The 24,009-nt window shown below is 29.0% G+C and carries 24 protein-coding genes and 1 other annotated feature; of the genes, 21 read left to right on the top strand and 3 right to left on the bottom strand.

Annotated features, from left to right (window positions below):
• The first annotated feature begins 55 nt into the window (after positions 1-55).
• The 9 genes from B5E92_RS00205 (at position 56) to B5E92_RS00240 (ending at position 7,477) form a co-directional block, all read left to right on the top strand.
• Entirely contained in the window at positions 56-247 is a 192-nt protein-coding gene (locus B5E92_RS00205; RefSeq protein ID WP_204245213.1) for a FeoB-associated Cys-rich membrane protein, read from the top strand.
• Positions 247-405: a hypothetical protein gene (locus tag B5E92_RS15435; protein WP_158095173.1), complete on the top strand. Its 159-nt coding sequence runs from the start codon at positions 247-249 to the stop codon at positions 403-405. Before B5E92_RS00205 ends, B5E92_RS15435 begins: the two co-directional genes overlap by 1 nt.
• Positions 398-751 (top strand): heavy-metal-associated domain-containing protein, encoded by a 354-nt coding sequence (locus tag B5E92_RS00210; protein ID WP_087298397.1) that lies wholly within the window; start codon positions 398-400, stop codon positions 749-751. The genes B5E92_RS15435 and B5E92_RS00210 overlap by 8 nt, the downstream gene beginning before the upstream one ends.
• Positions 752-827: 76 nt before the next feature.
• Positions 828-1,028, top strand: coding sequence for a FeoB-associated Cys-rich membrane protein (locus B5E92_RS00215; RefSeq protein WP_087298398.1), 201 nt, complete (start codon positions 828-830; stop codon positions 1,026-1,028).
• Positions 1,029-1,108: 80 nt separating this feature from the next.
• Positions 1,109-1,939 (top strand): Cof-type HAD-IIB family hydrolase, encoded by an 831-nt coding sequence (locus tag B5E92_RS00220; protein WP_087298399.1) that lies wholly within the window; start codon positions 1,109-1,111, stop codon positions 1,937-1,939.
• Between the two features lie 137 nt (positions 1,940-2,076).
• The gene (gene htpG, locus B5E92_RS00225; protein ID WP_087298400.1) at positions 2,077-3,972 is read left to right on the top strand and encodes a molecular chaperone HtpG; all 1,896 of its coding nucleotides are present in this window, start codon (positions 2,077-2,079) and stop codon (positions 3,970-3,972) included.
• A 185-nt stretch (positions 3,973-4,157) separates the two neighbouring features.
• Entirely contained in the window at positions 4,158-4,694 is a 537-nt protein-coding gene (locus B5E92_RS00230) for a nitroreductase (protein ID WP_087298401.1), read from the top strand.
• 100 nt (positions 4,695-4,794) lie between these two features.
• Positions 4,795-7,233, top strand: a complete 2,439-nt coding sequence (locus tag B5E92_RS00235) for a heavy metal translocating P-type ATPase (protein WP_087298402.1) — start codon at positions 4,795-4,797, stop codon at positions 7,231-7,233.
• Positions 7,226-7,477 (top strand): metal-sensing transcriptional repressor, encoded by a 252-nt coding sequence (locus B5E92_RS00240; RefSeq protein ID WP_087298403.1) that lies wholly within the window; start codon positions 7,226-7,228, stop codon positions 7,475-7,477. Before B5E92_RS00235 ends, B5E92_RS00240 begins: the two co-directional genes overlap by 8 nt.
• 53 nt (positions 7,478-7,530) lie before the next feature.
• Here B5E92_RS00240 and B5E92_RS00245 read toward each other — a convergent pair whose 3' ends face one another.
• Together B5E92_RS00245 and B5E92_RS00250 are read right to left on the bottom strand one after the other, a co-directional pair.
• Positions 7,531-8,577: a DUF2812 domain-containing protein gene (locus tag B5E92_RS00245; protein ID WP_087298404.1), complete on the bottom strand. Its 1,047-nt coding sequence runs from the start codon at positions 8,575-8,577 to the stop codon at positions 7,531-7,533.
• A gap of 90 nt (positions 8,578-8,667) precedes the next feature.
• Positions 8,668-10,302: a Na/Pi cotransporter family protein gene (locus tag B5E92_RS00250; RefSeq protein ID WP_087298405.1), complete on the bottom strand. Its 1,635-nt coding sequence runs from the start codon at positions 10,300-10,302 to the stop codon at positions 8,668-8,670.
• 156 nt (positions 10,303-10,458) lie between these two features.
• Here B5E92_RS00250 and B5E92_RS00255 point away from each other — a divergent pair, with 156 nt between their 5' ends.
• The 8 genes from B5E92_RS00255 (at position 10,459) to B5E92_RS00290 (ending at position 17,703) form a co-directional block, all read left to right on the top strand.
• Positions 10,459-12,192: an ABC transporter ATP-binding protein gene (locus B5E92_RS00255; RefSeq protein ID WP_087298406.1), complete on the top strand. Its 1,734-nt coding sequence runs from the start codon at positions 10,459-10,461 to the stop codon at positions 12,190-12,192.
• A 17-nt stretch (positions 12,193-12,209) separates the two neighbouring features.
• On the top strand, positions 12,210-12,980 hold the full coding sequence (locus B5E92_RS00260; protein ID WP_087298407.1) for a nucleoside phosphorylase: 771 nt from the start codon (positions 12,210-12,212) through the stop codon (positions 12,978-12,980).
• A gap of 59 nt (positions 12,981-13,039) precedes the next feature.
• The gene (locus B5E92_RS00265; RefSeq protein WP_087298408.1) at positions 13,040-13,804 is read left to right on the top strand and encodes an HAD hydrolase family protein; all 765 of its coding nucleotides are present in this window, start codon (positions 13,040-13,042) and stop codon (positions 13,802-13,804) included.
• Positions 13,805-13,832: 28 nt separating this feature from the next.
• Positions 13,833-14,087, top strand: a complete 255-nt coding sequence (locus B5E92_RS00270; RefSeq protein WP_087298409.1) for a hypothetical protein — start codon at positions 13,833-13,835, stop codon at positions 14,085-14,087.
• Between the two features lie 46 nt (positions 14,088-14,133).
• Positions 14,134-14,340, top strand: a binding site (T-box leader).
• A 46-nt stretch (positions 14,341-14,386) separates the two neighbouring features.
• A complete protein-coding gene (locus B5E92_RS00275; protein ID WP_239404199.1) occupies positions 14,387-15,172 on the top strand; it encodes a transporter substrate-binding domain-containing protein in 786 nt (261 codons plus the stop codon).
• Positions 15,173-15,189: 17 nt separating this feature from the next.
• Positions 15,190-15,873, top strand: a complete 684-nt coding sequence (locus B5E92_RS00280) for an amino acid ABC transporter permease (protein WP_087298410.1) — start codon at positions 15,190-15,192, stop codon at positions 15,871-15,873.
• Entirely contained in the window at positions 15,866-16,591 is a 726-nt protein-coding gene (locus B5E92_RS00285; protein ID WP_087298411.1) for an amino acid ABC transporter ATP-binding protein, read from the top strand. The genes B5E92_RS00280 and B5E92_RS00285 overlap by 8 nt, the downstream gene beginning before the upstream one ends.
• Positions 16,591-17,703 (top strand): aminotransferase class I/II-fold pyridoxal phosphate-dependent enzyme, encoded by a 1,113-nt coding sequence (locus B5E92_RS00290; RefSeq protein ID WP_087298412.1) that lies wholly within the window; start codon positions 16,591-16,593, stop codon positions 17,701-17,703. The genes B5E92_RS00285 and B5E92_RS00290 overlap by 1 nt, the downstream gene beginning before the upstream one ends.
• 22 nt (positions 17,704-17,725) lie before the next feature.
• On the opposite strand, the gene B5E92_RS00295 is transcribed toward B5E92_RS00290, so the two are convergent.
• Complete coding sequence (locus tag B5E92_RS00295; protein ID WP_087298413.1) at positions 17,726-19,027, bottom strand: oligosaccharide flippase family protein; 1,302 nt, start codon at positions 19,025-19,027, stop codon at positions 17,726-17,728.
• 68 nt (positions 19,028-19,095) lie between these two features.
• On the opposite strand from B5E92_RS00295, the gene B5E92_RS00300 reads away from it, so the two are divergent.
• From B5E92_RS00300 to B5E92_RS00315, 4 genes are read left to right on the top strand one after another with little or no spacing between them, the layout of a single operon-like run.
• Entirely contained in the window at positions 19,096-19,386 is a 291-nt protein-coding gene (locus tag B5E92_RS00300; protein ID WP_087298414.1) for a post-transcriptional regulator, read from the top strand.
• 36 nt (positions 19,387-19,422) lie between these two features.
• The gene (gene recJ / locus B5E92_RS00305) at positions 19,423-21,069 is read left to right on the top strand and encodes a single-stranded-DNA-specific exonuclease RecJ (protein ID WP_087298415.1); all 1,647 of its coding nucleotides are present in this window, start codon (positions 19,423-19,425) and stop codon (positions 21,067-21,069) included.
• 54 nt (positions 21,070-21,123) lie between these two features.
• Positions 21,124-21,642 (top strand): adenine phosphoribosyltransferase, encoded by a 519-nt coding sequence (locus B5E92_RS00310; protein ID WP_087298416.1) that lies wholly within the window; start codon positions 21,124-21,126, stop codon positions 21,640-21,642.
• A 43-nt stretch (positions 21,643-21,685) separates the two neighbouring features.
• Positions 21,686-23,911 (top strand): bifunctional (p)ppGpp synthetase/guanosine-3',5'-bis(diphosphate) 3'-pyrophosphohydrolase, encoded by a 2,226-nt coding sequence (locus tag B5E92_RS00315; RefSeq protein WP_087298417.1) that lies wholly within the window; start codon positions 21,686-21,688, stop codon positions 23,909-23,911.
• Positions 23,912-24,009: the final 98 nt, after the last annotated feature.

Here is a 24,009-nt window from a genome sequence, read left to right on the forward strand (position 1 = left end):
TAAAAAACTGGATACTATGTGTCCAGTTTTCCTATATAAAAAGGAGATTTTAAAAATGATAGATCTATTTATTTTATTAATCATAATTGGCTATTGTATATTTGTTATTGTTCAACAACATAAAAAGAAGAAAGCTAATACTAATGGATGTAACGGTATTTGTGCTGGCTGCAGTGGTTGTAACGATCTTAGTAATTTAAAAGATATTTATTTTGCCAATAAGGCTCAAGAAAAGGAGAATAGATAATGGGACATTTGACAGATTCAATGTTTATCATGTTTGCATTAGTCATAGTCGTTTATATTGTTGGTATGAGTATTTATTTGATCTTGCAACAAATTAAAAAGTTATTGAATAAACGGCGTGATTTGAAATTTCAAGAAAGAAGGGATCGTAATGGTTGATATCATTATTATTATAATAGTAGTTATTTTATTAGGTGCAGCTTTAAAAGGATCAATCAAACATTTTAAAGGTGAAGGCTCATGTTGTGGAGGCAGTCATGAAAGTTTAGCACCTGATAAAAAGGTTTTAAGTTCTCCAATCATTGGTAAAATAACTTTAAAAATCACGGGGATGCACTGTCAAAATTGTGTAAATAAAGTTACAAATGCGATTAATTCAATTGAAGGCGCAAGTGCAAAAGTTGATTTAGACTTGCAAGAAGCAGTCATTTCATACGATCGTCCTATAGATAAAAAAGAATTATATCAGGTTATTGAAAAAAGTGGATATCATGTTGAATATTAGTAGTGAAAAATATAAAGATGTTGACTGATAAAGAAATGTCATGGTATAGTACAAAATATTAATAGAGGTGATTATCATGACATGGGTTGTTGAAAATTTAGCTACAATAATTGTTGCTTTAATAGTTTTACTAGCTGTTTTGTTAGCGATTCGATCTATTTACCGTAATAAACGCAATGGTAAATTTAGTTGTGGTGGTAATTGTAATTCTTGCAATATCACCTGTCATGAAGATCCTAATTTAATTGAACAATATTATCAAGATCGTGGAAAGTAGCAGCTTTCCACTTTTTTATTATCTAATGATAGAAAAATAATTAAAAAACAGTTATTATATTAGCTATGGGGGTTAAAGAAATGAATAAAAAAGCAGTATTTTTAGATGTTGATGGAACAATTGTTGCTAATCATCAAACAATTAGTCCTAAAGTTAAAGAAGCTATTAATCAAGCAAGAAAAAATGGTCATAAAATTTTCATTTGTACTGGTAGAAATAAAGCAGGGATCAACCAGGAGTTAAAAGAAGTAAATTTTGATGGGATTATTACTAGTGCTGGTAGTTATGTTGAAATTGATGGTCATGTCGTTCATTGTTGTTTCTTTTCAAATGATTTAGTTAAAAAAGTTACGAAAGTTTTTGATGAAAATAATATTGTTTATAATTATGAATGTACTAATATAACTTATATGTCTAAAAAAATGATTGAATTATTCGCTAAACTTGATCAAGAAGATATCACTAATTCAGAGATGGAACGAATTATAGCTGAACACAATGAAAAATTTAATGCTCACGATATGAATAGCTATGATGGTTTAGGTGTTCATAAGATATCTTTTGTGGCAAGAAATAAAGATGATTTTTTAGCGGCGAAAAAAGAATTAGATGACGATGTTATTTTTATTCTACATGATTTAGGAAATACAAATTTAAATGGTGAAATAATTTCTAAAACTGACAATAAAGGTACAGGAATTAAACATGCTATTGAATACTTACAAATGGATATTAAAGATACGATTGGTTTTGGAGATAGTATGAATGATTATGATATGATCAAAACGGTAGACTGTGGTGTAGTTATGGAAAATGGCAGTTTGGAGTTAAAGAAAATAGCTGATCGGATTTGTTTAAGTGTTGAAAATGATGGTGTTTATGATGAATTTATTAAATTAGGTTTAATCTAATAATTTTAAATAGGCTTTAAAATATTTGGCCTATTTTTATTTTTGGCACTTTTTACTTGACAGTGCTAAAGCCTTGTATTAGAATATCTTTAGCACAGAAGTTTAGAGAGTGCTAAAGAATGGAGATGTAGATAAATATGGCAGAAAAAAAACAATTTAAAGCAGAATCAAAAAGATTATTAGATTTAATGATTAATTCTATTTATACACATAAAGAAATATTTTTAAGAGAGTTGATTTCTAATGCTAGTGATGCAAGTGATAAACTTTACTATAAAGCTTTAACAGAAAATATTTCTTCAATTAATCGTGAAGATTTAAAAATTGAATTGTCTGTAGATAAAGATAATCGTATTTTAACGATCAAAGATCATGGTATTGGGATGGATAAAGATGAGTTAGAAACTCATTTAGGTACAATTGCTAATAGTGGTTCTTTTGATTTTAAAAACGAAGTTGAACATGATGATATTGATATTATTGGTCAATTCGGGGTTGGATTTTATGCAGCTTTTATGGTAGCTAAAAAAGTGGAAGTAATTTCTAAAAAATACGGAACTGATCAAGGATATACTTGGGTTTCAGAAGTAACAGACGGATATGAAATTTTTGAAACTAATGTTGGTGATCATGGAACAACAATTAAACTATATTTAAAAGATAACACTGATGATGAAAATTATGATGAATATTTAGATCAATATCATTTACAAAGCTTAGTTAAAAAATATTCTGACTATGTACATTATCCTATTGTTATGGATATGACTGTTTCTAAGAAAAAAGAAGATAGTGATGAATATGAAGATGTAGTAGAAAATAAAACATTGAACTCAATGGTTCCTTTATGGAAAAGAAATAAACGAGAAATCACTGATGAAGAATATAATGATTTCTATAAAGATAAATTTAATGATTTTAATGATCCATTAAAAGTAATTCATAGCCGTGTTGAAGGAACGGTATCATATGATGCATTACTATTTATCCCTTCTAAAGCACCAATGAACTATTATTCAAATGATTATGAAAAAGGATTACAACTATATTCTAAAGGTGTCTTTATCATGGATAAAGCTAGTGAATTAGTACCTGAACATTTTAGATTTGTTAAAGGGTTAGTTGATTCTGAAGATTTATCATTAAACATTTCAAGAGAAATGTTACAACATGATCGTCAATTAAAAGTTATTGCTGATAAGATTGAAAAGAAAATTCAATCTGAATTAGAAAATATGTTGAAAAACGATCGTGATAAATATTTAGAATTCTTTGATAACTTTGGTTTACAATTAAAATTTGGTATTTACAACAGTTATGGAATGTTAAAAGAAAAATTACAAGATTTATTACTATATTATTCTAGTAAAGAAGAAAAATATATTACTTTAGCTGAATATGTTGAAAAGATGCCAGAAAATCAAAAAGAAATTTATTTTGCCAGCGGTGAAACATTAGACAAGATTGCTACATTACCACAAGTTGAAGTAGTAAAAGATAAAGGATTCGACGTTTTATACTTAATAGATAATGTTGATGAATTCTGTTTCCAAATGATGCGTGATTATAAAGAAAAACCATTCAAGAGTGTTGCCCAAGGTGATTTAGACATTGAAAGTGAAGAAGAAAAGAAAGAATTAGAAAAAACTAATGAAGAAAACAAAGATTTATTAACAGCTATTAAAGATTCTTTAGGTGATAAAGTTGTTGATGTCAAAGTTTCAGCACGTTTAAAAACTCACCCAGTATGCTTAGTATCTAGTGAAGGTGTTTCTTTTGAAATGGAAAAAGTATTAAGTCAAATGCCTGATGGACAAGCACAAGGAATTAAAGCGGGAAGAATCTTAGAAATTAATCCAAATCATGATATCTTTAATGCTATGAAAAAGGTTTATGAAAATAATCCGGAAAAAATTAATGATTATGCAAGCATTTTATATGATCAAGCTTTATTAATCGAAGGTTTCTCAATTGATAATCCGGTTGAGTTTTCAAATAAGATTTGTGATTTAATGATTCAATTAAATAAATAATAAATAAGTAAATTATAATTAATGATAAACAGCACAGAGATTGATATAAATTTTTAAATAGACAAAGTCTATTAATTTGAAAAATATCAGTATTTGTGCTGTTTTTAGGTTGTAGATTAGTTTTTAGATAAATTTATCTGTTATAATATAATTAAAGGAATTATAAAGATAGGAGGCAAATTACAATGACATTAGATCAAGTGATTAATAAGCGTCGTAGTATTCGTAAATACAAAAATACTAGTATCGATAAAAAAACTATTGAAACAATTATTCAAGCCGGAATAGAAGCACCCTCATGGAAAAATAGTCAGACTGCTAGATATCATGTTATCACATCACCTGAATTATTAGCTAAAATCAAAAAAGAATGTTTACCACCATTTAATCAAGAAAATTGCCAAGATGCACCAGTATTGATTGTAACAACTTTTATAAAAAATCGGGCTGGATTTGGACGTGATGGCAGCAGCACTAATGAATTAGAAAACGGCTGGGGTATTTATGATTTAGGTTTACATAATCAAAATCTAATATTAAAAGCAACAGATTTAGGATTAGGAACTTTGATCATGGGAATTCGTGATGCTAAAAAAATAAGAGATATATTGGAGATATCTGATAATGAAATAATCGTATCAGTAATTGCTTTAGGACTGCCAGATATTGAACCGGCTCGGCCTAAACGAAAGACAGTAGCTGAAATCTGTAAATTTTATTAACTATTACTTTGGTAATAGTTTTTTCATATTGCTTGAAAAAAACGAATTAATGTTATATACTATAACCGTACCCCCTATGGAGGGGGGGTTAGGAGGAAGTATGAAACAGAAATATAGTGTTAAAGGTATGACATGTTCTGCATGTGAAAATCATGTTCATAATAGTGTTGCTAAAATTCCAGGTGTTGATAATGTAGAAGTTAATCTGCTTACAAATTCTATGACCGTGGAATTTGATGAAACTAAAGTTAATGATGCAATGATTTTTAAAGCGGTAAGTGATGGTGGGTATCAGGCAAGTAATTTTGATGATACATTAATTGATAATGATGATCTTAAGGACTTAAAAAAGCAATTGATTTATTGTTTTATTGCTCTTGGATTATTGATGTATGTATCGATGTCTTCGATGTTCAATTATCCAATTCCTAGTATTGTTAGAGAAAATCCCTATGTAAATATTGCTTTGCAAATAATTTTTTTAATACCAATTGTTATTATTAAGCGAAATTATTATATTAATGGATTTAAAAATTTATTTCATTTAGATCCAACTATGGATTCTTTAATTGCTTTAGGAGCTGGGGCTTCGATTGTTTATAGTTTTTATTCATTGTTTTTAGCTTTAACTGGTGTAATGGATACAGCTCATCTAGTTCATAATGTTTATTTTGAATCAGCAGGGATGATTGTTACTTTAATTAGTTTTGGAAAATATCTAGAAGCTAAGTCAAAGAAAAAGACAACTGATGCAATTAGTAAATTATTAGAATTAGCACCGGAAGTAGCACGACGAATAGTTGATGGTAAAGAAGAAATTGTTAAGATTTCTGAGTTAAAAATTAATGATCAGGTTTTAGTAAAAGCAAATGAAACAATACCTGTTGATGGTAAGATAGTTCAAGGCTTTAGTTCTGTTGATGAATCGATGATTACAGGTGAAAGTTTACCAGTAGAAAAAGAAGTAGATAGTTTAGTTATTGGCGGAACTAATAACTTACAAGGTTCCTTTATTTATCAAGTTACTAAGACCGTTGAAGATAGTACATTAGCAAAAATTATTGAACTTGTTGAAGAAGCATCAAGTTCTAAAGCACCGATGACTAGAACAATTGATAAGGTGGTAAAATATTTTGTACCAGGAGTTATTTTAATTTCTTTAATAACTTTTGTTGGCTGGTTAATAGCAGGGATGGGATTAAACTTTGCCATTACTAGTGCGATTGCCGTTCTGGTAATTTCTTGTCCATGTGCATTAGGTTTAGCCACTCCAGTTGCTATTATGGTAGCTACCGGAGTTGGGGCAAGTAATGGTATTTTAATAAAAAGTGCAGAAGTACTTGAAAATGAAAATACTGTTGATGTCGTTGTCTTTGATAAAACTGGAACATTGACAAAAGGAATGGCTCAAGTAAGCGATATTTATAGTGATTGTTTAAGCAATAGTGAAGTAATTAAAATAATTGCTTCTTTAGAAAAAGGATCAAGCCATGTTTTAGCTAATGCGTTTATTGAAAAAGCTAACTTGATGCAATTAGAATTAAAAGAAACAACTGAATTTAAATCATTAAGCGGTTTAGGTATTCAAGGAAAAATTGATGATCAGGAATATTTGGTTGGTAATTTAAGAATGATCAAAGAAGCTAACTTGGATTTATCTAATTATCAAGAAAAAGTAGATGATTATTTAAATCAAGGAAAAACACTAGTATTCTTAGCTCAAAAAGATAGGGTTATTGGTTTAGTAAGTATTTTTGATGATATCAAAGAAACTAGTCGTCAGGCAATTGAAAGATTAAAAGAAATGAATATTAAAACAGTTATGTTAACTGGTGATTTAAAAGGTACTGCTCAAGCAATAAATAAAAAATTAGGATTAGATGAAGTTATTGCTGAAGTGTTACCACAAGATAAAGAAAATGTAATTAAAAAATTGCAAGAGGATGGAAATCATGTTTTAATGGTAGGAGATGGAATCAATGATGCTCCCGCTTTAGTTCGTAGTGATGTTGGAGTTGCTATTGGAAAAGGAAATGATATTGCTATTGATGCAGCTGATGTAATTTTAATGAAAGATGATATTCGTGATATTGTATCTTCATTAGAGCTTTCTAAACGAACTATTAAAAATATTAAAGAAAATCTATTCTGGGCATTTATCTATAACGTAATTGGAATTCCGATTGCAGCAGGGGTTTTCTATTTATCATTTGGAATTCGTTTAGATGCTATGATTGGATCTCTATGTATGTCACTTTCATCAGTTTGTGTTGTAAGTAATGCATTAAGATTAAAAAGATTTAAACCATATTATTTAAAGGAGAATAAGAAAATGAAAAAAGAAATTAAAATTGAAGGAATGATGTGTCAACATTGTCAAAAACATGTATTAGATGCTTTAAATGGTTTACCAGAAACAAGTGCTATTGTTGATTTAGAAAACAATATGGCTACTGTTGAAACTATTCAAGATGATCAAACTTTGACAAGTGCTGTTGAAAAAGCAGGGTATAAGGTAGTAGGAATTAAAAATGTCTAATGAAAAAGTGCTATTAAGGTTAAAAACAGCTCGTGGGCAAATTGATGCAGTAATCAAAATGATTGAAGAGGATCGTTATTGCATTGATATCGCTAATCAATTACTAGCAATTCAATCACTAATTAAAAATGCTAATAATGAAGTGTTGACTAATCATTTAAATCATTGTGTAAAAAACGCAATTAATGAACACGACGCTGATCAAAAAATCGATGAGATTGTAAAATTGTTGATAAAACTATAAAAACAAGGCTGATTCGGCCTTGTTTTTTTATAAGTATAGAATTAACAAAACTATTATGCTTTTTCAATAACAGTTTCATAAAGATTATTAGCAAGTAAATCCAAATTACTTTGTAAAACAATTAACTGGTTATCTTTTACAAATACAATAACATTATAGATTTCTTCTTCGCCTTCACCTAAAAGATATCCGTTAGATATTTCTTTTTTAAAACTATAATTGATGCTTGATTGATAGTTTTCTAATCCTTGGGTAGCTTTAGACTTATCGCTATATTGATAATAATTAACTTTAATAACTTCTTCACCATTAGTTTCACTATAACTTACTGAATTATCGATTAAAAAACTGCTGCTAGTGATGCAAGTATCATAAGTTTTTTGATCACCAGGATAACCTAAATCAGCTAAAGAGATAATTTCGTCGTTAACAGGTTCATTTTTTCTTTCAAAATAATCTAAACCTAGACCAACAACAATTAAAACAATAGAAATAATAAAAAGCCAGTTATTAAAAACAAAAGTTTTATTATTGATAATATTTATTTTTCGTTTAAACTTACTTTTTAATACCTCTGTTGCTAAATAGTGAAACATAAAACGACATAATAAACTAATACATAGTAATAATGGTACATAATGTAAAATTATTGATCCATTACTTACAAATTCACTAGGATTAAGATTAGTAAAAACATTAGGAATAAATAAATATGAAAATAAAACAGCTAAAAATATGAATACAAAGTTCATAAAAGTTCTGTTTCTTTTAAAGTAATTAGTCAACAATTCTTTTTCAGTACCAGTATAATCATTTTTCTTTTTAGATCTAAAAACATATATTTTTCTTGTTCGACCAACATATTCATAACCATTATCAATATAATCATTTAACCATTGTTCTTTTAAACGGCGTAGACTAATGTTTTTATTACTTGGTACAAAAAGATCAGTTTTGTAATAGTATTGTTGATTATCTTTTTTAAAAAATGTGAAAATATCAACATTTTTACAATTGTAACCTTTTTTTGAAAGATTGTTTAAGAAATCCTGGAAAATCAAATATTCACTAGGATCATAATTTGTTAAATGTAGTTTCATTGTATACTCCTTTAAAAATAATCTAATAATAGGATAACATTTCTTGACAAAATAATAAAGATAAACCGTGTCAGGTTTATCTTTATAGAACTAAAAACCTTCATCTAATAAGTATGATTGTGCAATATTTTGACAATGATCACCAATTCTTTCAATATTTGCAAGAATATCAACGTAAGTAGAATTTACTAATGCTGATTTTTCGATTTTATTAGTAACACGCATAATATGGCGCTGTTTAGCTTTTTTATTGAAATAGTCTAAGTCAGATTCTTTATCGTTGATATATTTGATATCATCAAATTCATGATTTTCAAAAGATTTAATACTATGTTCAAGCATATCAATAACTAGATTCATCATTGTTTCTAAATCAATTCGTGCTTCAAGAGAAAAATCTTCTTTTTCATCATAAATGGCTTCATAATAATTAGTCATATTAATACATAAATCACCAATTCGTTCTAAATCCTTGATTGTTTTCATATTGGCAATATATTCGATCGTTTGATGATCGTTTAGTGTTTCTTGATTAATTAGTATAAGATAATCAGTTATTTTCTTGTCTAAAGTATTAATAGTATCTTCGATTTCAAAGATCTTGTTTTTAATATCCGGATTTTTGGTTTGAAAATAATTTTTGGTTTCCTTAACGCCAAGAGCTGTAATTTTAGCCATTTCAATAGTTTTATTTTTAGATATTGCTAAAGCATGACTTGGAAAAATTCCTATTACATTAGGGTCTAATTCACTTAAATCTGGTTCAATCTCTTTATTTCGTGATTTTATAATTTTTTTAATGTATTTATAAATTATTGGAATAAATGGATAAAAAATCAAAGTTGTTATGATATTAAAAATTGCATGAGCTAACGATAATTGTAATTTAGCTGATATATTAAATGCTGCTGTAATAGTTTCAATTAAACTTGTAAATGGATTTAAAAAGAGCATAAAAATTATTGCACCAACGATGTTGAAAAAAACGTGGAAAAAGGCTGCTCTTTTAGCGGAAATATTACCGCCAATTGAAGCGATTACTGCAGTAATTGTTGTACCAATATTACTTCCAAATAAAAATGGTAAAGCAATAGTTAGATTAATAGCTTTAATAGCATACATTTGCTGGATAATGGCAATAATAGCAGCGGATGATTGTACAATTGCTGTAAGAATAATACCACCAAGTAATCCTAGTAAAGGATTTTTAACTAAATAGCTAGTAATCTGGGAAAATTCTGATATTTCTGAGATATTCGCTAGATTATTACCCATTAGTTCTAATCCATAAAATAAACATCCAAATCCAAAAATAACTTGTCCTAAATAAGCTGGTTTTTTACTTTTAGAAAATAATAAAAAGATAGCGCCAAAAATAATAAAATAAACTGAGTATTGTGATAACCTAGAACCAACAAAAACAGAAGTAATAATTGTACCAATGTTAGCTCCCATAATAATACCGATTGATTGTTTGAAACTCATCAACCCTGAGCGAATTAATCCAATTGTAAGAGCAGTAGTTCCCGAACTTGACTGAATTAAACAAGTGACAAAAGCACCAATAATAATACTTTTAAATTGATTAGAAGTGTATTTATCAATTATATTTTTTAATTTATCACCAGAATATTTTTTTAATCCTTCTCCCATATACTGGATTCCAAAAAGGAATAAGCCTAAACCAGCTATAATATAAGGCCAGTTAATATTTGCTAAAGTCATATGATCACACCCCTATATAATGTCATAATATATAAACATTAAGAAGATGTAAATTAGCTTAACGTAATCTTAACAATTAGTTATTGGAGAATTACTTATTGTTAAAAAATAATTTTATTTATGGTATTATAGATAAAGTATTAGGGGGGATAGGTAATGTCTGCAAGGACAAAGAAGTTTTTATCGTATTATCGACCATATTGGAAACTGTTTTTGGCTGATATGTTTTGTGCAATCGTTGGTGCTGGAGTAACCTTAGTTTTTCCAATGATTACTAGATATATTACAGGGACGGTTTTAATAGATGCTAATTTTGATATTATGATTATCTATAAATTAGGATTAATAATGGTTGTTCTAGTTGTTATTGAGTATTTATGTAATTATTTTATTGCTTATCAAGGCCATGTAATGGGTGTATTGATGGAACGTGACTTACGAAATGAGCTTTTTTTACATTATCAAAAATTGTCTTTTAGTTTTTATGATGAACAAAAAACCGGACAATTGATGTCTCGACTTACAAATGATTTATTTTCATTAACTGAATTATATCATCATGGTCCTGAAGATATTGTAATATCGCTAATTAAGTTTTTTGGGGCTTTTATCATTTTAGCAACAATTAATTTAAAATTAACACTGATTATTTTTGCTTTTATACCAGTCATGGGAGCTTTTATTATTTATTATAATAAAAAGATGAAAAAAGCTTATAAAAAAAATAAACAACGTGTTGGTGATATTAATGCGCGTTTAGAAGATAATTTATCGGGAATCAGGGTTGTAAAAAGTTTTAGTAATGAAGATTATGAAATTGATCGATTTCATCACGAAAACAATCGTTATGTAAAAAGCAAACGTAATAGTTACTATTATATGGGAAGATTCCATTCAGGTCTTGGTGCTTTTACTAGTATGATTACAGTTGTAGCAGTATTCTTTGGAGCTATTTTTATTTCTAAAGAAACTTTGACGACACCTGATTTAATTGCTTTTTTACTTTATGTAAATAATCTTATCGATCCAGTAAAGAAATTTATTAACTTTACTGAACAGTTCCAAGATGGAATTACTGGTTTTGAACGTTTTATGGAAATTTTAGAAATCGAACCAGATATAACAGATTCTAAAGATGCTAAAGATTTAACAAATGTCAAAGGGAAGATTGAATATCAGCATGTTGATTTTCGATATAATGAAAATAGTGATTATATTTTAAAGGATATAAATCTAAAAATCGAGCCTGGTGAATATGTGGCTTTAGTAGGAATGTCGGGAGCTGGTAAAACGACTATTTGTTCTTTATTACCGCGTTTTTATGAAGTTAGTGCTGGAAATATTTTAATCGATGATCAAAATATAAAAGATATCAAACTAAATTCATTGCGACAAAATATTGGTATTGTCCAACAAGATGTTTATTTATTTGCTGGTACAATTTTAGATAATATTCGTTATGGACGTAATGATGCTAGTGATGAAGAAGTTATTGCAGCAGCTAAAAAAGCTAATGCTCATGATTTTATCATGGAATTACCTGATGGTTATTATACAGATTGCGGTCAACGTGGCGTTAAGTTATCTGGTGGTCAAAAACAGCGTTTAAGTATAGCTCGAGTATTTTTAAAAAATCCACCTATTTTAATTTTTGACGAAGCTACTAGTGCTCTTGATAATGAAAGTGAATATATTGTTCAAAAATCTTTAGAGTCATTAGCTAAAAATCGAACTACTTTAGTTATTGCTCATCGTCTATCAACAATCAAAAATGCTAAACGAATTTGTGTACTTTCACCTGAAGGAATTGTAGAACAAGGAACACATGAAGAATTGATGGCTAAAAATGGGCAATATGCAACATTGTATAAAATGAATTTTAATAAATAATATTTAGGAGTAAAAAAATGGATAAATATACTTTTGATGACAATCCTCAAGCTATTTTCAATCCTGCTGATATTGTTGAAAAAATTAATTATTGTCCTAAAATTGCAGTTAGTGTTTTTGCTAATAATTTAATTGAAAATGCTTTAAAAAAATATCCGCATCATGTTGTTGCTTATTTGAAAAGTGCTAATGGCAAATTACCATTTTACTGTCTTAAAATTGGTACTTATGAAATTGGTTTAATTATGGCCCAGGTAGGAGCACCTACGTTAGTTTGTGAATATGAAGAATTATTTGCTTTAGGGGTTGAAAAACTTGTTGTTTTTGGAACTTGTGGAGTATTAGATGCTAATATTAAAGATTGTTCAATTATTGTACCGAACATTGCAATTAGAGATGAAGGGACTAGTTATCATTATGTAAAAGCTGGTCATGAAATAGCTGTTAATGTTAAGCAATTCGATGACTTACTTGCATTTTTAAAGATGAAAAAGATTAATTATACTGTTGGAAAGGTTTGGAGCAATGATGCTATTTATCGAGAAACAGTAAATAAAGTTAAGATCCGCAAAGAGCAAGGATGTATATGTGTTGATATGGAATGTTCAGCTATAGCAGCTTTAGCCAAATTTAGAGATTATGAAATAACACAGTTTTTTTATAGTGCAGATAATCTTGGTAGTGAAAATTATGAACTGCGCAGTTTGGATAACGAAGAAAAAATTGATCAAAAAAATACTATTGTTGATTTAGCGATTGAATTTGCAATATATTTACTGGATAAATAATTTTCTTAGTTGTCATTTTTAATTAATACATTATAATAACTTTATAAGGTGGTGAGTTTATGAAAAAATTTTTCTTTTTTGATATTGATGGAACATTAACGAATGATAATCCTGGTGGAATTGTTTTACCATCAACTTTCAAAACATTAGATAAATTAAGAGCTAATGGTCATTTTGTCGCTATTGCAACCGGTCGAGCTCATTGGATGGCAATGGAATTTAGTAAAACTTCTAAGATTGATAATTTAGTTTGTGATGGTGGCAATGGGTTAGTAATTAATGGTAAATTATTGGGAATTGAGCCATTAAACCGTGAAATTTGTTTAGAGATAATCGATGAATGTTTAGAAAATCATTTTCCATTTGCTGTTTCTTTAGGTGATAATCCTCAATTATATAGCTGTAATGACTGGATAAATGGGTATCATTTACCAGGTGATTTAATAATCGATGAAACATTGGATTTTCATCAAGTTGATCAAATTTTTAAAATTTTTATCATGGCAACACCTAAACAAGAATCTTTATTAAAATCAATTCATAAATTAGGCTATATGCGTTATCATGGCGATCAACTGATAGTTGAGCCGATTGAAAAATATCAAGGTATTTTAAAAATGGTTGATATATTAAAAGGAAATCCACAAGATATTGTTGTTTTTGGCGATGGGATTAATGATATTTCTATGATGAAACAAGCTCCTTGTTCAATTGCCATGGGTAATGCTATCGATGAAGTAAAAAAGGCAGCTACCTTTGTTACTAAATCAAATAAAGAAGATGGTATTGAATTTGCCTGTAAATATTTTGGCTGGATTGATTAAATGTGGTATACTATAAATAGGTGATAGTATGGAATTTTTAAAATGGTTAATAATGATTGTAGCAATTTTTGTGTTATTGATTTTAGGATGTTATTTCTTATTGAAAAGTGAAGAAAGGAAACGTCAGAATACAAAATTGTATCATAATAACGTAAAAAAGATTCAACAAACTAATGAAATGCTTGATGAAGTAATTGAAGAATTAGAGACTTATAATGAGCCATTAAGGATGTTTAGTGATCAAATTACGGCGATTAAAGATAATTTTCTTAATCATAAATAGTAAAAACTATTGACATCTAAAAAAATATTTTTATAATGTTTAAGTGTTAAACCTGATGAAAAAGAGAGTAATTTAATTGAGTTTGATAGCGAGCTAACGATGGTGGAAGGTTAGTAAATAGATTGAATGAACCGCACTTTTGAGGGGACTATTTGAACTAATAGTAGGGTAGTCAGTAAGTCTGCTTTAAAGACAAGAGTGGATATATTATTATATCAATAAGAGTGGTACCGCGGAATTATTCGTCTCTTAGCATGTTGCTAAGAGACTTTTTATTTTATCAAGAGAGGAGAAGGAAAATGAAAAAATTATTCAAAGGTTTATTAATTGGTGCTTTAGTATTTACAATGGTTGGCTGTGGAGGAAATTCAGATAATGAAAGTTCTAATAACAGCTCTGATGACTCTGTTACATTAACAATTGGTGTTTCACCAGATTATCCACCATATGAATCATTAGATACTAATAATAATATTGTTGGTTTCGATGCTGAAATGGTAAAATTATTTGAACAATATTTGACTGAAGATGAAGGTGTAACATACAATTTAGAATTCAAACAAATGGATTTTGATAACATTATTACTCAACTTCAAGGAGATCAAATTGATTTAGGTATTTCTGGTTTTACTTATGATGAAAGTCGTCGTGTTGAATGGTCTGATCCATATACTGCTACTGCTCAAGTAGCTGTTATGCCAAGTGATACTGATATTAAAGAAGTTAGTGATTTAAATGGTAAAAGAATTGCTGCTCAAACAGGATCTACTGGAGAAGATGCTGCTAATGAAGTTGAAGGGGCTGAAGTTGTAAGTATGACTGATGTTCAAGATATGTTTACAGGTTTATCATCTCATCAATATGATGCAGTAATCGTTGACTTAGCAGTAGCTAAAAACTATGTAAATAATGGTCAATTCGTTTATCTTGATGAATCATTAATGGATGAAGAAAACTATGTTATTGCTAAAGAAGGAAATACTGAATTAATTGAAAAAATTAATAAATGTATTGAAAAATTCTTAGCATCTGATGAATATACTCAATTATGTGATGAATATGGTTTATTAAAATTAGAAGATTAGTAAAGAGGTAATTATTGATGTTTGTTGCATTTAATGAAATTTTTACCCCTGAAAATATTTTATACTTAGTAAAAGGAGCTGTGGTGTCGCTAATTATTGCGGCTCTCTCTCTTTTTATCGGTTTAATATTCGGGATTTTGGGTGCTACGGCTAAACGTTCTAAATATCGTATTTTTAGAATTATTGGAAATGTTTATGTAGAAATTATTCGTGGTACACCGATGTTATTACAAATATTATTACTGTTTTCAGTTGTTCCATCAATCTATACAGCAATTACTGGTGGTGTTTTAAGAATTAATACCTATGTAATTGGGGTAATTGCTATGAGTATTAATAGCGGTGCTTATTCAACTGAATTAATTAGAAGTGGAATTAATGGTGTTGATAAAGGGCAATGGGAAGCTTGTAAAACATTAGGATTAACACATCGTCAAACAATGCAGTTAGTTATCTTGCCACAAGCCTTTAAAAGAATTGTTCCACCAATGATTAGTGAATTCATAACTTTAATAAAAGACTCATCATTAATTAGTTGTATTGGTGCTGTTGAATTATTAAGATCAGCTCAAGTAATTGGAACTCAATATTTTGATGTAATGTCTCCATATTGTATGGCGGCTGTATTATATTTAATTATGACCATTAGTATTTCATATGTCGGAAGATATGTAGAAAGGAAGTTAGCTGTAAGTGATTAAGGTAGAACATATAACTAAAAAATTTAATGATTTAGTTGCTGTTAATGATGTTTCATTAGAAATAAAAAAAGGTGAAATTGTTTCACTTATTGGACCTTCAGGATCTGGTAAAAGTACTGTTTTAAGATGTATCATTGGTTTAGAAAAGCCTGAAGAAGGAAAGATATTTATTGATGGTCAGGAATTTAATGAAGATAGTGAAAATTATAGTCAACTATTGAAGAAAATGGGATTTGTTTTCCAGCATTTTAATTTATTCCCACACAAGACGGTTTTAGAAAATTTAACTTTAGCACAGATTAAAGTTTTAAATCGCAGTGAAGATGAAGCAATTGCTGTTGCTCAAAAATATTTAGACCGCGTTGGATTATTAGATAAACAAAATGAATATCCAAATAAGCTTTCAGGGGGACAAAAACAAAGGGTAGCGATTGCTCGTTCTCTATGTATGAATCCTGAAGTTATGCTTTTTGATGAACCAACTAGTGCCCTAGATCCAGAAATGGTTATTGAAGTTCTTGAAGTAATGCAAGAACTAGCTAAAGAAGGAATGACGATGGTAGTCGTTACTCATGAAATGGGTTTTGCTAGAAATGTTGGAGATCGTGTAATTTTCTTAGAAGAAGGTCGGATTATTGAAGAGGCACCTGCTGAAGAGTTCTTTACTAACCCAAAATCTAAACGGGCTATTGACTTTTTAAGCAAGGTGATGCACTAATGAAAATTGATTTATTTGATGTTGAATTATGGATGACAGAACATGAAGTTGATTATCGCTATAATTTAGCGGAAACTTGTGTTGCTTCAATGAGCATAAATGATTTATTAGAATTAAGTGGTAATCGTGATAAAATTCTTAATGATATTTTAACAACAAAACTGGATTATGGTCCAATTGTTGGTAGTGAAAGATTAAGAAGTCAGATTTGTAAATTGTATAAAACAGGAGATATTGATAATATAACAATCACGCAAGGGTGTATAAATGCAAACGAGTTAGTATTAATTAGTTTATTAAATCCAGGTGATCATATTATAACAGTTACTCCTACTTATCAGCAGTTCTACTCATTTCCTAAATCATTGCAAGTAGCAACTTCATTGATTGAATTAAAAGAAGAAAATAATTGGATTCCTGATATCGATGAATTTAAAGAGGCAATTAATGAGCAGACAAAAATGATTTGTTTAGTCAATCCTAATAATCCTACTAGTACTAAATATACTAAAGAATTTTTGATGCAATTAATAGAAATTGCTAAAGAAAAAAATATTTATATTTTCTGTGATGAAGTTTATCAAGGATTAAAGGATGATGAAGTTTCTATTAGTGATCTTTATGATTTAGGAATTTCTACATCTTCATTATCGAAAATCACTTCATTTGCAGGACTTAGATTAGGGTGGATCAAGGCTAATCATGAAATCATTAAATTAATTAATGATCGCCGTGATTATCATATCATTTCAACTGGTTATTTATCAGATTATTTAGGATCAATTGTTCTAGAAAACTATAATACAATATTAAAAAGAAGTCGTAACATTATTGAAAAAAATCGAAAAATCTTAATTGACTGGTTAGAAAAAGAACCATTGGTAGATTGTGTTGTACCAACTGTAGGAACGATAGCTTTTTTAAAGTATCATTTACCAATACCATCAAGAGAGTTATGTGAAAAGTTACAAAAAGATACTGGAGTATTTTTTGTTCCTGGAGCCTGCTTTGGTAATGAATATCATCTTCGTTTTGGCTTTGCTAATAAAAGCGAAGATATTGAAGCTGGATTAGCTCTTTTTTCTAAATGGTTACATAGTCAAAATAAATAAGTCCAAAATGATTGGACTTTTTTTATTTGTTTTCAATAAACAGATATTTGTAACAAATGATCATTGAAGCAATTGTTGAAAAAATAATCCCTATTAAAGTACTAATGGCAATACTAAATGCTTTTAAATACGGACTAAGAATAAATATTAATATTATTTGTAAGGTGGATTGAATAATACTGATAATAAACATTGCTTTATTTTTATTTAGAGCCTGTAAAAGAGCACTTAGTGGTGTACCTAAATAGTAGATCGTAAATGGAATTGCCATATATTTAAGATAATTGGCACCACTTGTGGTATTGTATAGAAGTTGTAAACAATTTTTCGGAAAAAAATAAAAAATCAAGGTAAATGGAATACTGATCATGACACTTCCTATTAAGGCAACTAAAAGGTGATAGCGAGCTGCTTTGATTTGATGATAGGCAACATCATTAGTAATAATAGGTAAAATTAAACGATAAATCACCCCGTTAAAAAATGTTGGTGTTACAAGTAAGGAAATAACATAACCACTAATTATGGCATATTGATTATGAATTGTGGTTTTATCTAAACCGATTTTACTTAAAACATAAACTAAGACAATTGGTTCTAAAAAACTGATTAAACATTGATAAAGTCTAGAGCCGGTTAAAGGCATCGCAATATTAAGCATATCCTTAATTTGTAAATTAGCTGCTAATTCTTGTTTGTTTAAAATAACTAAATGTTTTTTGTTTAATCTTGTAAGTAAATAGATAATAGAAGCCAGTTCGCCAACAGACATAGCAAGCATTGCAAAAGTTACTAAATAATTGTTAGCTAAATATGAAAATGATTTGATCATGATATAACTAAAACTTAAACGTGCTGCTTCTTCGATAAAACCCGCTTTAGCAACTAAAAATACATTTTGTTTAGCGAGAAAATAATTTTTAATAATCCCACTTATTCCAACTAGTGGGATAAATAAAATTAGTGATAGTAGTGGATAAAAAGCATCATCATTTTTTAATAAATTATGACTTATAAATTGACTAGAAAATAACAGGGCACTAATTACTATGATACCCGCAAATAGACTAATAGTTATTGCTGAAATGATTATTTTTTTATTATTGTATTTAGGATTGGCAATAAGACGAAAAACAGCAGAAGGAATGCCTAGCTGTCCTAAAGTTATGCATAAAGAAACAGTAGGCATAACTAGAAAATATAAAGCCATTGCTTCTTGTGATAATTGTCGTGCTAAAATCATCCGATTAAGGATACTAAATAGTTTAGTGATCGCAGAACTTGCGGAAAGAATGATGAAAGAATTTATTAGTTTTCTTTTCATAAAGCACTTCCTTTCTGATGAAATTTGTCATATAATATGTAAGTGACTTTTGAAACGGAGGGCTAATAGTGAAAACTGGTAATGATTTTAAATTTAATAAAAGAGACCTAAATTTTTTAATTAAATTAAAAGCCCGTGATTTTAGACAACATGATATTCATAATATTACTGAACAACAAATAAAAGATTATTTATTTGAATGCAAATGGAAACAACGTGATTCAATTCCAATGTGCGAGATTGTTGATGATATTATGAACTTAAACTTTTCTGAGCTTTTTGACTATTTAAGTTTACAAGTAGTTAAAGAAGCATCGCATTTGAGTATAAATGATTTTTCGGATTTTATTTCAAAATAGTTGCATTGCAACTATTTTTATTTGAAAGGAGTTTCTATGAACTGGCGAATTATAAATGATTTGGACTATAAAGATTATATGCAGGAATATCAGATTAATTCATTGCTTGCAAAAATATTTGCTTATAAACAATATTCAAAACAAGATATTGAATTAATGTTATCTAATCGTTTGATGTATCATGATTTTTCTTTGTTTTCTGAAGCTGAAATAACTTTAGAGAGAATTCAAGAAGCAATTGAAAATCAAGAAAAAATTTGTATATATGGTGATTATGATTGTGATGGGATTTTAGCGACTGCTATTTTAGTTGACGCTTTTAGACAACTAGGTATTGAAGTAGGATATCATATTCCTAATCGTCAAGAAGATGGGTACGGTTTAAATGTAAATAGGGTAGAACAGATCGCAAGTAAAAATTATAGTTTGATAATTACTGTAGATAATGGTATTAAAGCTTATGATGCAATAGAACGAGCTAATGAGTTAGGTGTTGATGTCATTGTTACTGACCATCATAATTATGATGATGAATTGCCTGATGCTTTTTCAATTATTCATACAAAAATATCACCAGATTATCCTTTTAAAGAGATTTCCGGTGGATTTGTTGCTTATAAACTAGCCAGTGCTTTATTAAACAAACATGATCAATATTTATTTTGTTTGGCAGCCATAACAACAATTTCAGATATGATGCCTTTATTAGATGAAAATCGAGCTTTAGTAAAACGAGCATTATTATTTATGAAAAATAATAAATATCCCCAATTAGAATTATTGTTAGGTAATAGTTCTGGTTATGATGTCACTAAAATAGGTTATACAATTGCCCCTAAAATTAATTCTTTTGGACGGTTAAGTGAAATCGTTAGTCCTAATCATTTAGTTAAATATTTTCGTCAGGATGCTTCAATTGGTATTTTGAAAGCTGTAAGTCAAAAAGCTGTTGAAATTAATTCAAAAAGACAAAACATGACTAATCAGCAATATAAGCAGGTTCTTTCAACACTTAAACCAAATGACCAGTATTTATATTGTTATCAAAGTGAATTACATGAAGGTTTAATAGGATTAGTTGCTGGAAAGTATACGCATCAATTTAATCGACCTAGTTTTGTCATGACTTTTGATAGTGATAAAAATATGTATAAAGGTAGTGCTCGAGGAATTGAAGGAATTCCTTTGAATCAGATTTTTGAACAAGTTCAAGATGTTTTAGACAGTTATGGTGGTCATGCTTTAGCTGGTGGTTTTAGTGTAAGTATAGATAATGTTGAAAAATTAAAAGAGCGTTTAGATATATATCTTGATCAATTACTTGCAAACTATCAAACTCCCCCTGTTGATGTTATTGCTGTAGAGATTAATGAAATTAAAATAAATAATGTAAAACAGTTACAGCTATTAGAACCTTTAGGTAAGGGAAATGAGGAAATGAGCTTTTTTGTAGCTAATTTGCCAGTAAGTAAAGTAACTGCTCTTTCAAATGGTAAACATATAAGATTTGATTTAGATTTACCTAAAACTAGAGGTCAAGCATTGTTTTTTAATCACGGAGATTTATATGATAAATATAAAAATGTAAAAAGTATTGATGTTATCGGGAAATTTAGTATTAATGTTTTTAATAATATCGAATCAGTTAATTTAATTATCGAAGATATAAATGGTTTTAATTAGACTATAAAAATGTTATAATTGTTAATCATAGGATATGATTGTGGAGGAATAGAGATGGATTTATCAAAATATGTTGCGGATATCCAGGATTTTCCTGAAGAAGGAGTTTTATTTAGAGATGTTACACCGTTATTAAAAGATAAAGATGCTTATAAAGAAGCAATTGATCGTTTCGTTGCTTGGGCTAATGATCTTGGTGTAAAAACTGATATTGTAGCTGGACCAGAAGCAAGAGGTTTTTTATTTGGATGCCCAGTTGCTTACCAGTTAAATGCAGGGTTTGTACCTGTAAGAAAACCAGGTAAATTACCACGGGAAACTATAAGTGAAAAATATGATTTAGAATATGGTACTAATGAAGTATTTATGCATGCTGATAGTATTTTACCTGGACAAAATGTTATTATTGTTGATGACTTACTAGCTACTGGAGGAACTGTTGAAGCAACAGTTAAATTAGTTGAACGATTAGGCGGAAAAGTAGCTGGAATTGCATTTTTTATTGAATTAGAAGCTTTAGAAGGACGTAAACGTCTTCAAGGTTATAATGTTTATTCAATGTTAAAGTATTAAAAAAGAGAGTTACTCTCTTTTTTAATAATAGGGGGGTGAAAATATGGCAGAGTTTAAAGGAGCTGGCGATACCGTAACAATTGATGATGTTTTAGAAGTATGTGGTAAATATATTACAAATCAAGACAGCATTGCTCTAATCAATCGTGCTTATGATTATATTATGGAAAAACATGCTGGACAAAAAAGAAAAAGCGGGGAACCATATACTAATCATTTAATTTGGGTTGCTTATATTTTGGCTACTTTACAAACCGGTCCGGCAACAATAACTGCTGGTTTATTACATGATGTCATGGAAGATTGTGGCGTTTCCCATGAAGAAATGGTTGATCAATTTGGTGAAGAGATTACTAGTCTAGTAGAGGGAGTTACTAAAATTGGTAAAATGCCATTTAAAGATGAAGCTGATGTCTATGCAGAAAATCATCGTAAAATATACATTGCGATGGCTAAAGATATTCGAGTTATTTTAATTAAATTTGCAGACCGGTTGCATAATATGCGAACTTTGCAGTATATGCCACCTAAAAAACAAAAAAAGATTTCGCGAGAAACCTTAGAGGTTTATACACCGATTGCTCATCGTTTAGGGATTAATGATATTAAAACGGAATTAGAAGATTTAAGTTTGTATTATTTAGATCCGATTGCTTATAATGAAATATCTAAATTATTAGCAACTAAACAAGAAGAACGTAAAGAATCTGTTGCTAAGATGATGGCTTCAGTTGAAAAAATGCTGAAAGAAAATAACTATCAATATCGAATCTTAGGACGAGCTAAGTCGATTTATAGTATTTATAAAAAAATGTTTGTAAAAAAGAAACGTTTTGATGAACTATATGACTTATATGCTTTAAGAATAATTACTAAAGATAAGATGGACTGTTATAGTATTTTAGGGTTGATTCATGATCAATATCGTCCAATTCCAGGTCGTTTTAAAGATTATATTGCAATGCCTAAACCTAATATGTATCAATCATTGCATACATCTGTAATTGGTGAAGATGGTAATACTTTTGAAATCCAAATTAGAACTGAAGAAATGGATGAGTTAGCAGAACTTGGGATAGCTGCTCATTGGCGCTATAAAGAAAACCGTGGGTATTCATCTAAAAGAGAACAACAGGAAATTGGTGAAAAGCTGCAATGGTTACGTGAATTTATTTCTTTAAGTGATGATATTAAAGATGGTGATGCTAAAGAATATTATGATTCATTAAAACATGATATTTTTGAAGCAAATGTTTATGTATTAACACCACAAGGAAAAATCGTTGAATTGCCAAATGGGGCTACACCGATTGATTTTGCTTATCGTATTCATACTGAAGTTGGTCATAAAGCAGTTGGCGCTTTAGTAAACAATGTTATGGTGCCAATTGATACAAAATTAAAAACTGGTGATGTTGTAGAAATTAAAACAAATAAACAATCACCAGGTCCAAGTGAAGACTGGTTAAAATTTGTACGAACAGCTGGTGCTCGAAATAAAATTCGTCAATTTATCGCTAAACGTGAAGCCGAAACTAAAAAAGATGTTATTGAAGATGGTCGTAAAATTCTTCGCGATGAGATTCGTAAACGTGGCTTAGATGAAAAGAAATATATGGATAGTGATACTTATAAGACTTTTTTAGGATCTTTTGGAGCTCGTAGCTTTGATGATATTTTATATTTCATTGGTAAGAAAAGTTTACCGGTTATGAATGTTCTTGATCGTGTTGCTCCTAAAAAATCTGGCTTTTTTGATAGTATTTCTAAAATGCTACAACGTAATAATCAAGCTAATGAAAGGATGCAATCAGCTAGAAATAGTTCTGGGGTAGTTGTAAAAGGAATCGATGGTCTTAAAATTCAATTATCTAAGTGCTGTAATCCAATTCCCGGTGACGACATTATCGGCTTTGTTTCTCAAGGACAAGGAATTAAAGTTCATCGAAAAGATTGTCCTAATATCCAGCAGCCGGATATTCAAGCTCGGTTAATTGATGTTTATTGGGATTTTGCATCAATTACTACTATGAGATTTCAAGCTGATTTAGAAATTGTTGGGTTGGATCGTCCTAACTTGTTAAATGATGTTGTAACGGCTCTTGGACAAATGAAAATCAATATTTTAAAAATTAATGCGGATGTTGTAGATATGAAAGCAATCATAAAATTGAAAATATCTGTTGAGGATGCTTCAAGATTACAACAAGCAATTGATAATATTGATCGTATCCAGGGAATCTATGAAATAAAAAGAATTATTCATTAGTTGATAAATGAGAGATTTTTATTTATTTACTGATAATTTTAAATAAAAAAGTAACTCAAAATTAATATGGGTTGCTTTTTTTTAAAATTTTATATATA

This window comes from Erysipelatoclostridium sp. An15 (assembly GCF_002160675.1).
Taxonomy (GTDB): Bacteria; Bacillota_I; Bacilli_A; order Erysipelotrichales; family Coprobacillaceae; genus Thomasclavelia; species Thomasclavelia merdavium.

Excerpts from the sequence above, each read along its gene's own strand:
- recJ (WP_087298415.1), top strand. The coding sequence starts at position 19,423 with ATGAACTGGCGAATTATAAATGATTTGGACTATAAAGATTATATGCAG.
- B5E92_RS00220 (WP_087298399.1), top strand. The coding sequence starts at position 1,109 with ATGAATAAAAAAGCAGTATTTTTAGATGTTGATGGAACAATTGTTGCT.
- B5E92_RS00275 (WP_239404199.1), top strand. The coding sequence starts at position 14,387 with ATGAAAAAATTATTCAAAGGTTTATTAATTGGTGCTTTAGTATTTACA.
- B5E92_RS00310 (WP_087298416.1), top strand. The coding sequence starts at position 21,124 with ATGGATTTATCAAAATATGTTGCGGATATCCAGGATTTTCCTGAAGAA.
- B5E92_RS00260 (WP_087298407.1), top strand. The coding sequence starts at position 12,210 with ATGGATAAATATACTTTTGATGACAATCCTCAAGCTATTTTCAATCCT.
- B5E92_RS00240 (WP_087298403.1), top strand. The coding sequence starts at position 7,226 with ATGTCTAATGAAAAAGTGCTATTAAGGTTAAAAACAGCTCGTGGGCAA.
- B5E92_RS00245 (WP_087298404.1), bottom strand. The coding sequence starts at position 8,577 with ATGAAACTACATTTAACAAATTATGATCCTAGTGAATATTTGATTTTC.
- B5E92_RS00315 (WP_087298417.1), top strand. The coding sequence starts at position 21,686 with ATGGCAGAGTTTAAAGGAGCTGGCGATACCGTAACAATTGATGATGTT.
- B5E92_RS00250 (WP_087298405.1), bottom strand. The coding sequence starts at position 10,302 with ATGACTTTAGCAAATATTAACTGGCCTTATATTATAGCTGGTTTAGGC.
- B5E92_RS00230 (WP_087298401.1), top strand. The coding sequence starts at position 4,158 with ATGACATTAGATCAAGTGATTAATAAGCGTCGTAGTATTCGTAAATAC.
- B5E92_RS00255 (WP_087298406.1), top strand. The coding sequence starts at position 10,459 with ATGTCTGCAAGGACAAAGAAGTTTTTATCGTATTATCGACCATATTGG.
- B5E92_RS00215 (WP_087298398.1), top strand. The coding sequence starts at position 828 with ATGACATGGGTTGTTGAAAATTTAGCTACAATAATTGTTGCTTTAATA.
- B5E92_RS00205 (WP_204245213.1), top strand. The coding sequence starts at position 56 with ATGATAGATCTATTTATTTTATTAATCATAATTGGCTATTGTATATTT.
- B5E92_RS00290 (WP_087298412.1), top strand. The coding sequence starts at position 16,591 with ATGAAAATTGATTTATTTGATGTTGAATTATGGATGACAGAACATGAA.
- B5E92_RS00270 (WP_087298409.1), top strand. The coding sequence starts at position 13,833 with ATGGAATTTTTAAAATGGTTAATAATGATTGTAGCAATTTTTGTGTTA.
- B5E92_RS00295 (WP_087298413.1), bottom strand. The coding sequence starts at position 19,027 with ATGAAAAGAAAACTAATAAATTCTTTCATCATTCTTTCCGCAAGTTCT.
- B5E92_RS00235 (WP_087298402.1), top strand. The coding sequence starts at position 4,795 with ATGAAACAGAAATATAGTGTTAAAGGTATGACATGTTCTGCATGTGAA.
- B5E92_RS00210 (WP_087298397.1), top strand. The coding sequence starts at position 398 with ATGGTTGATATCATTATTATTATAATAGTAGTTATTTTATTAGGTGCA.
- B5E92_RS00280 (WP_087298410.1), top strand. The coding sequence starts at position 15,190 with ATGTTTGTTGCATTTAATGAAATTTTTACCCCTGAAAATATTTTATAC.
- B5E92_RS00265 (WP_087298408.1), top strand. The coding sequence starts at position 13,040 with ATGAAAAAATTTTTCTTTTTTGATATTGATGGAACATTAACGAATGAT.
- htpG (WP_087298400.1), top strand. The coding sequence starts at position 2,077 with ATGGCAGAAAAAAAACAATTTAAAGCAGAATCAAAAAGATTATTAGAT.
- B5E92_RS15435 (WP_158095173.1), top strand. The coding sequence starts at position 247 with ATGGGACATTTGACAGATTCAATGTTTATCATGTTTGCATTAGTCATA.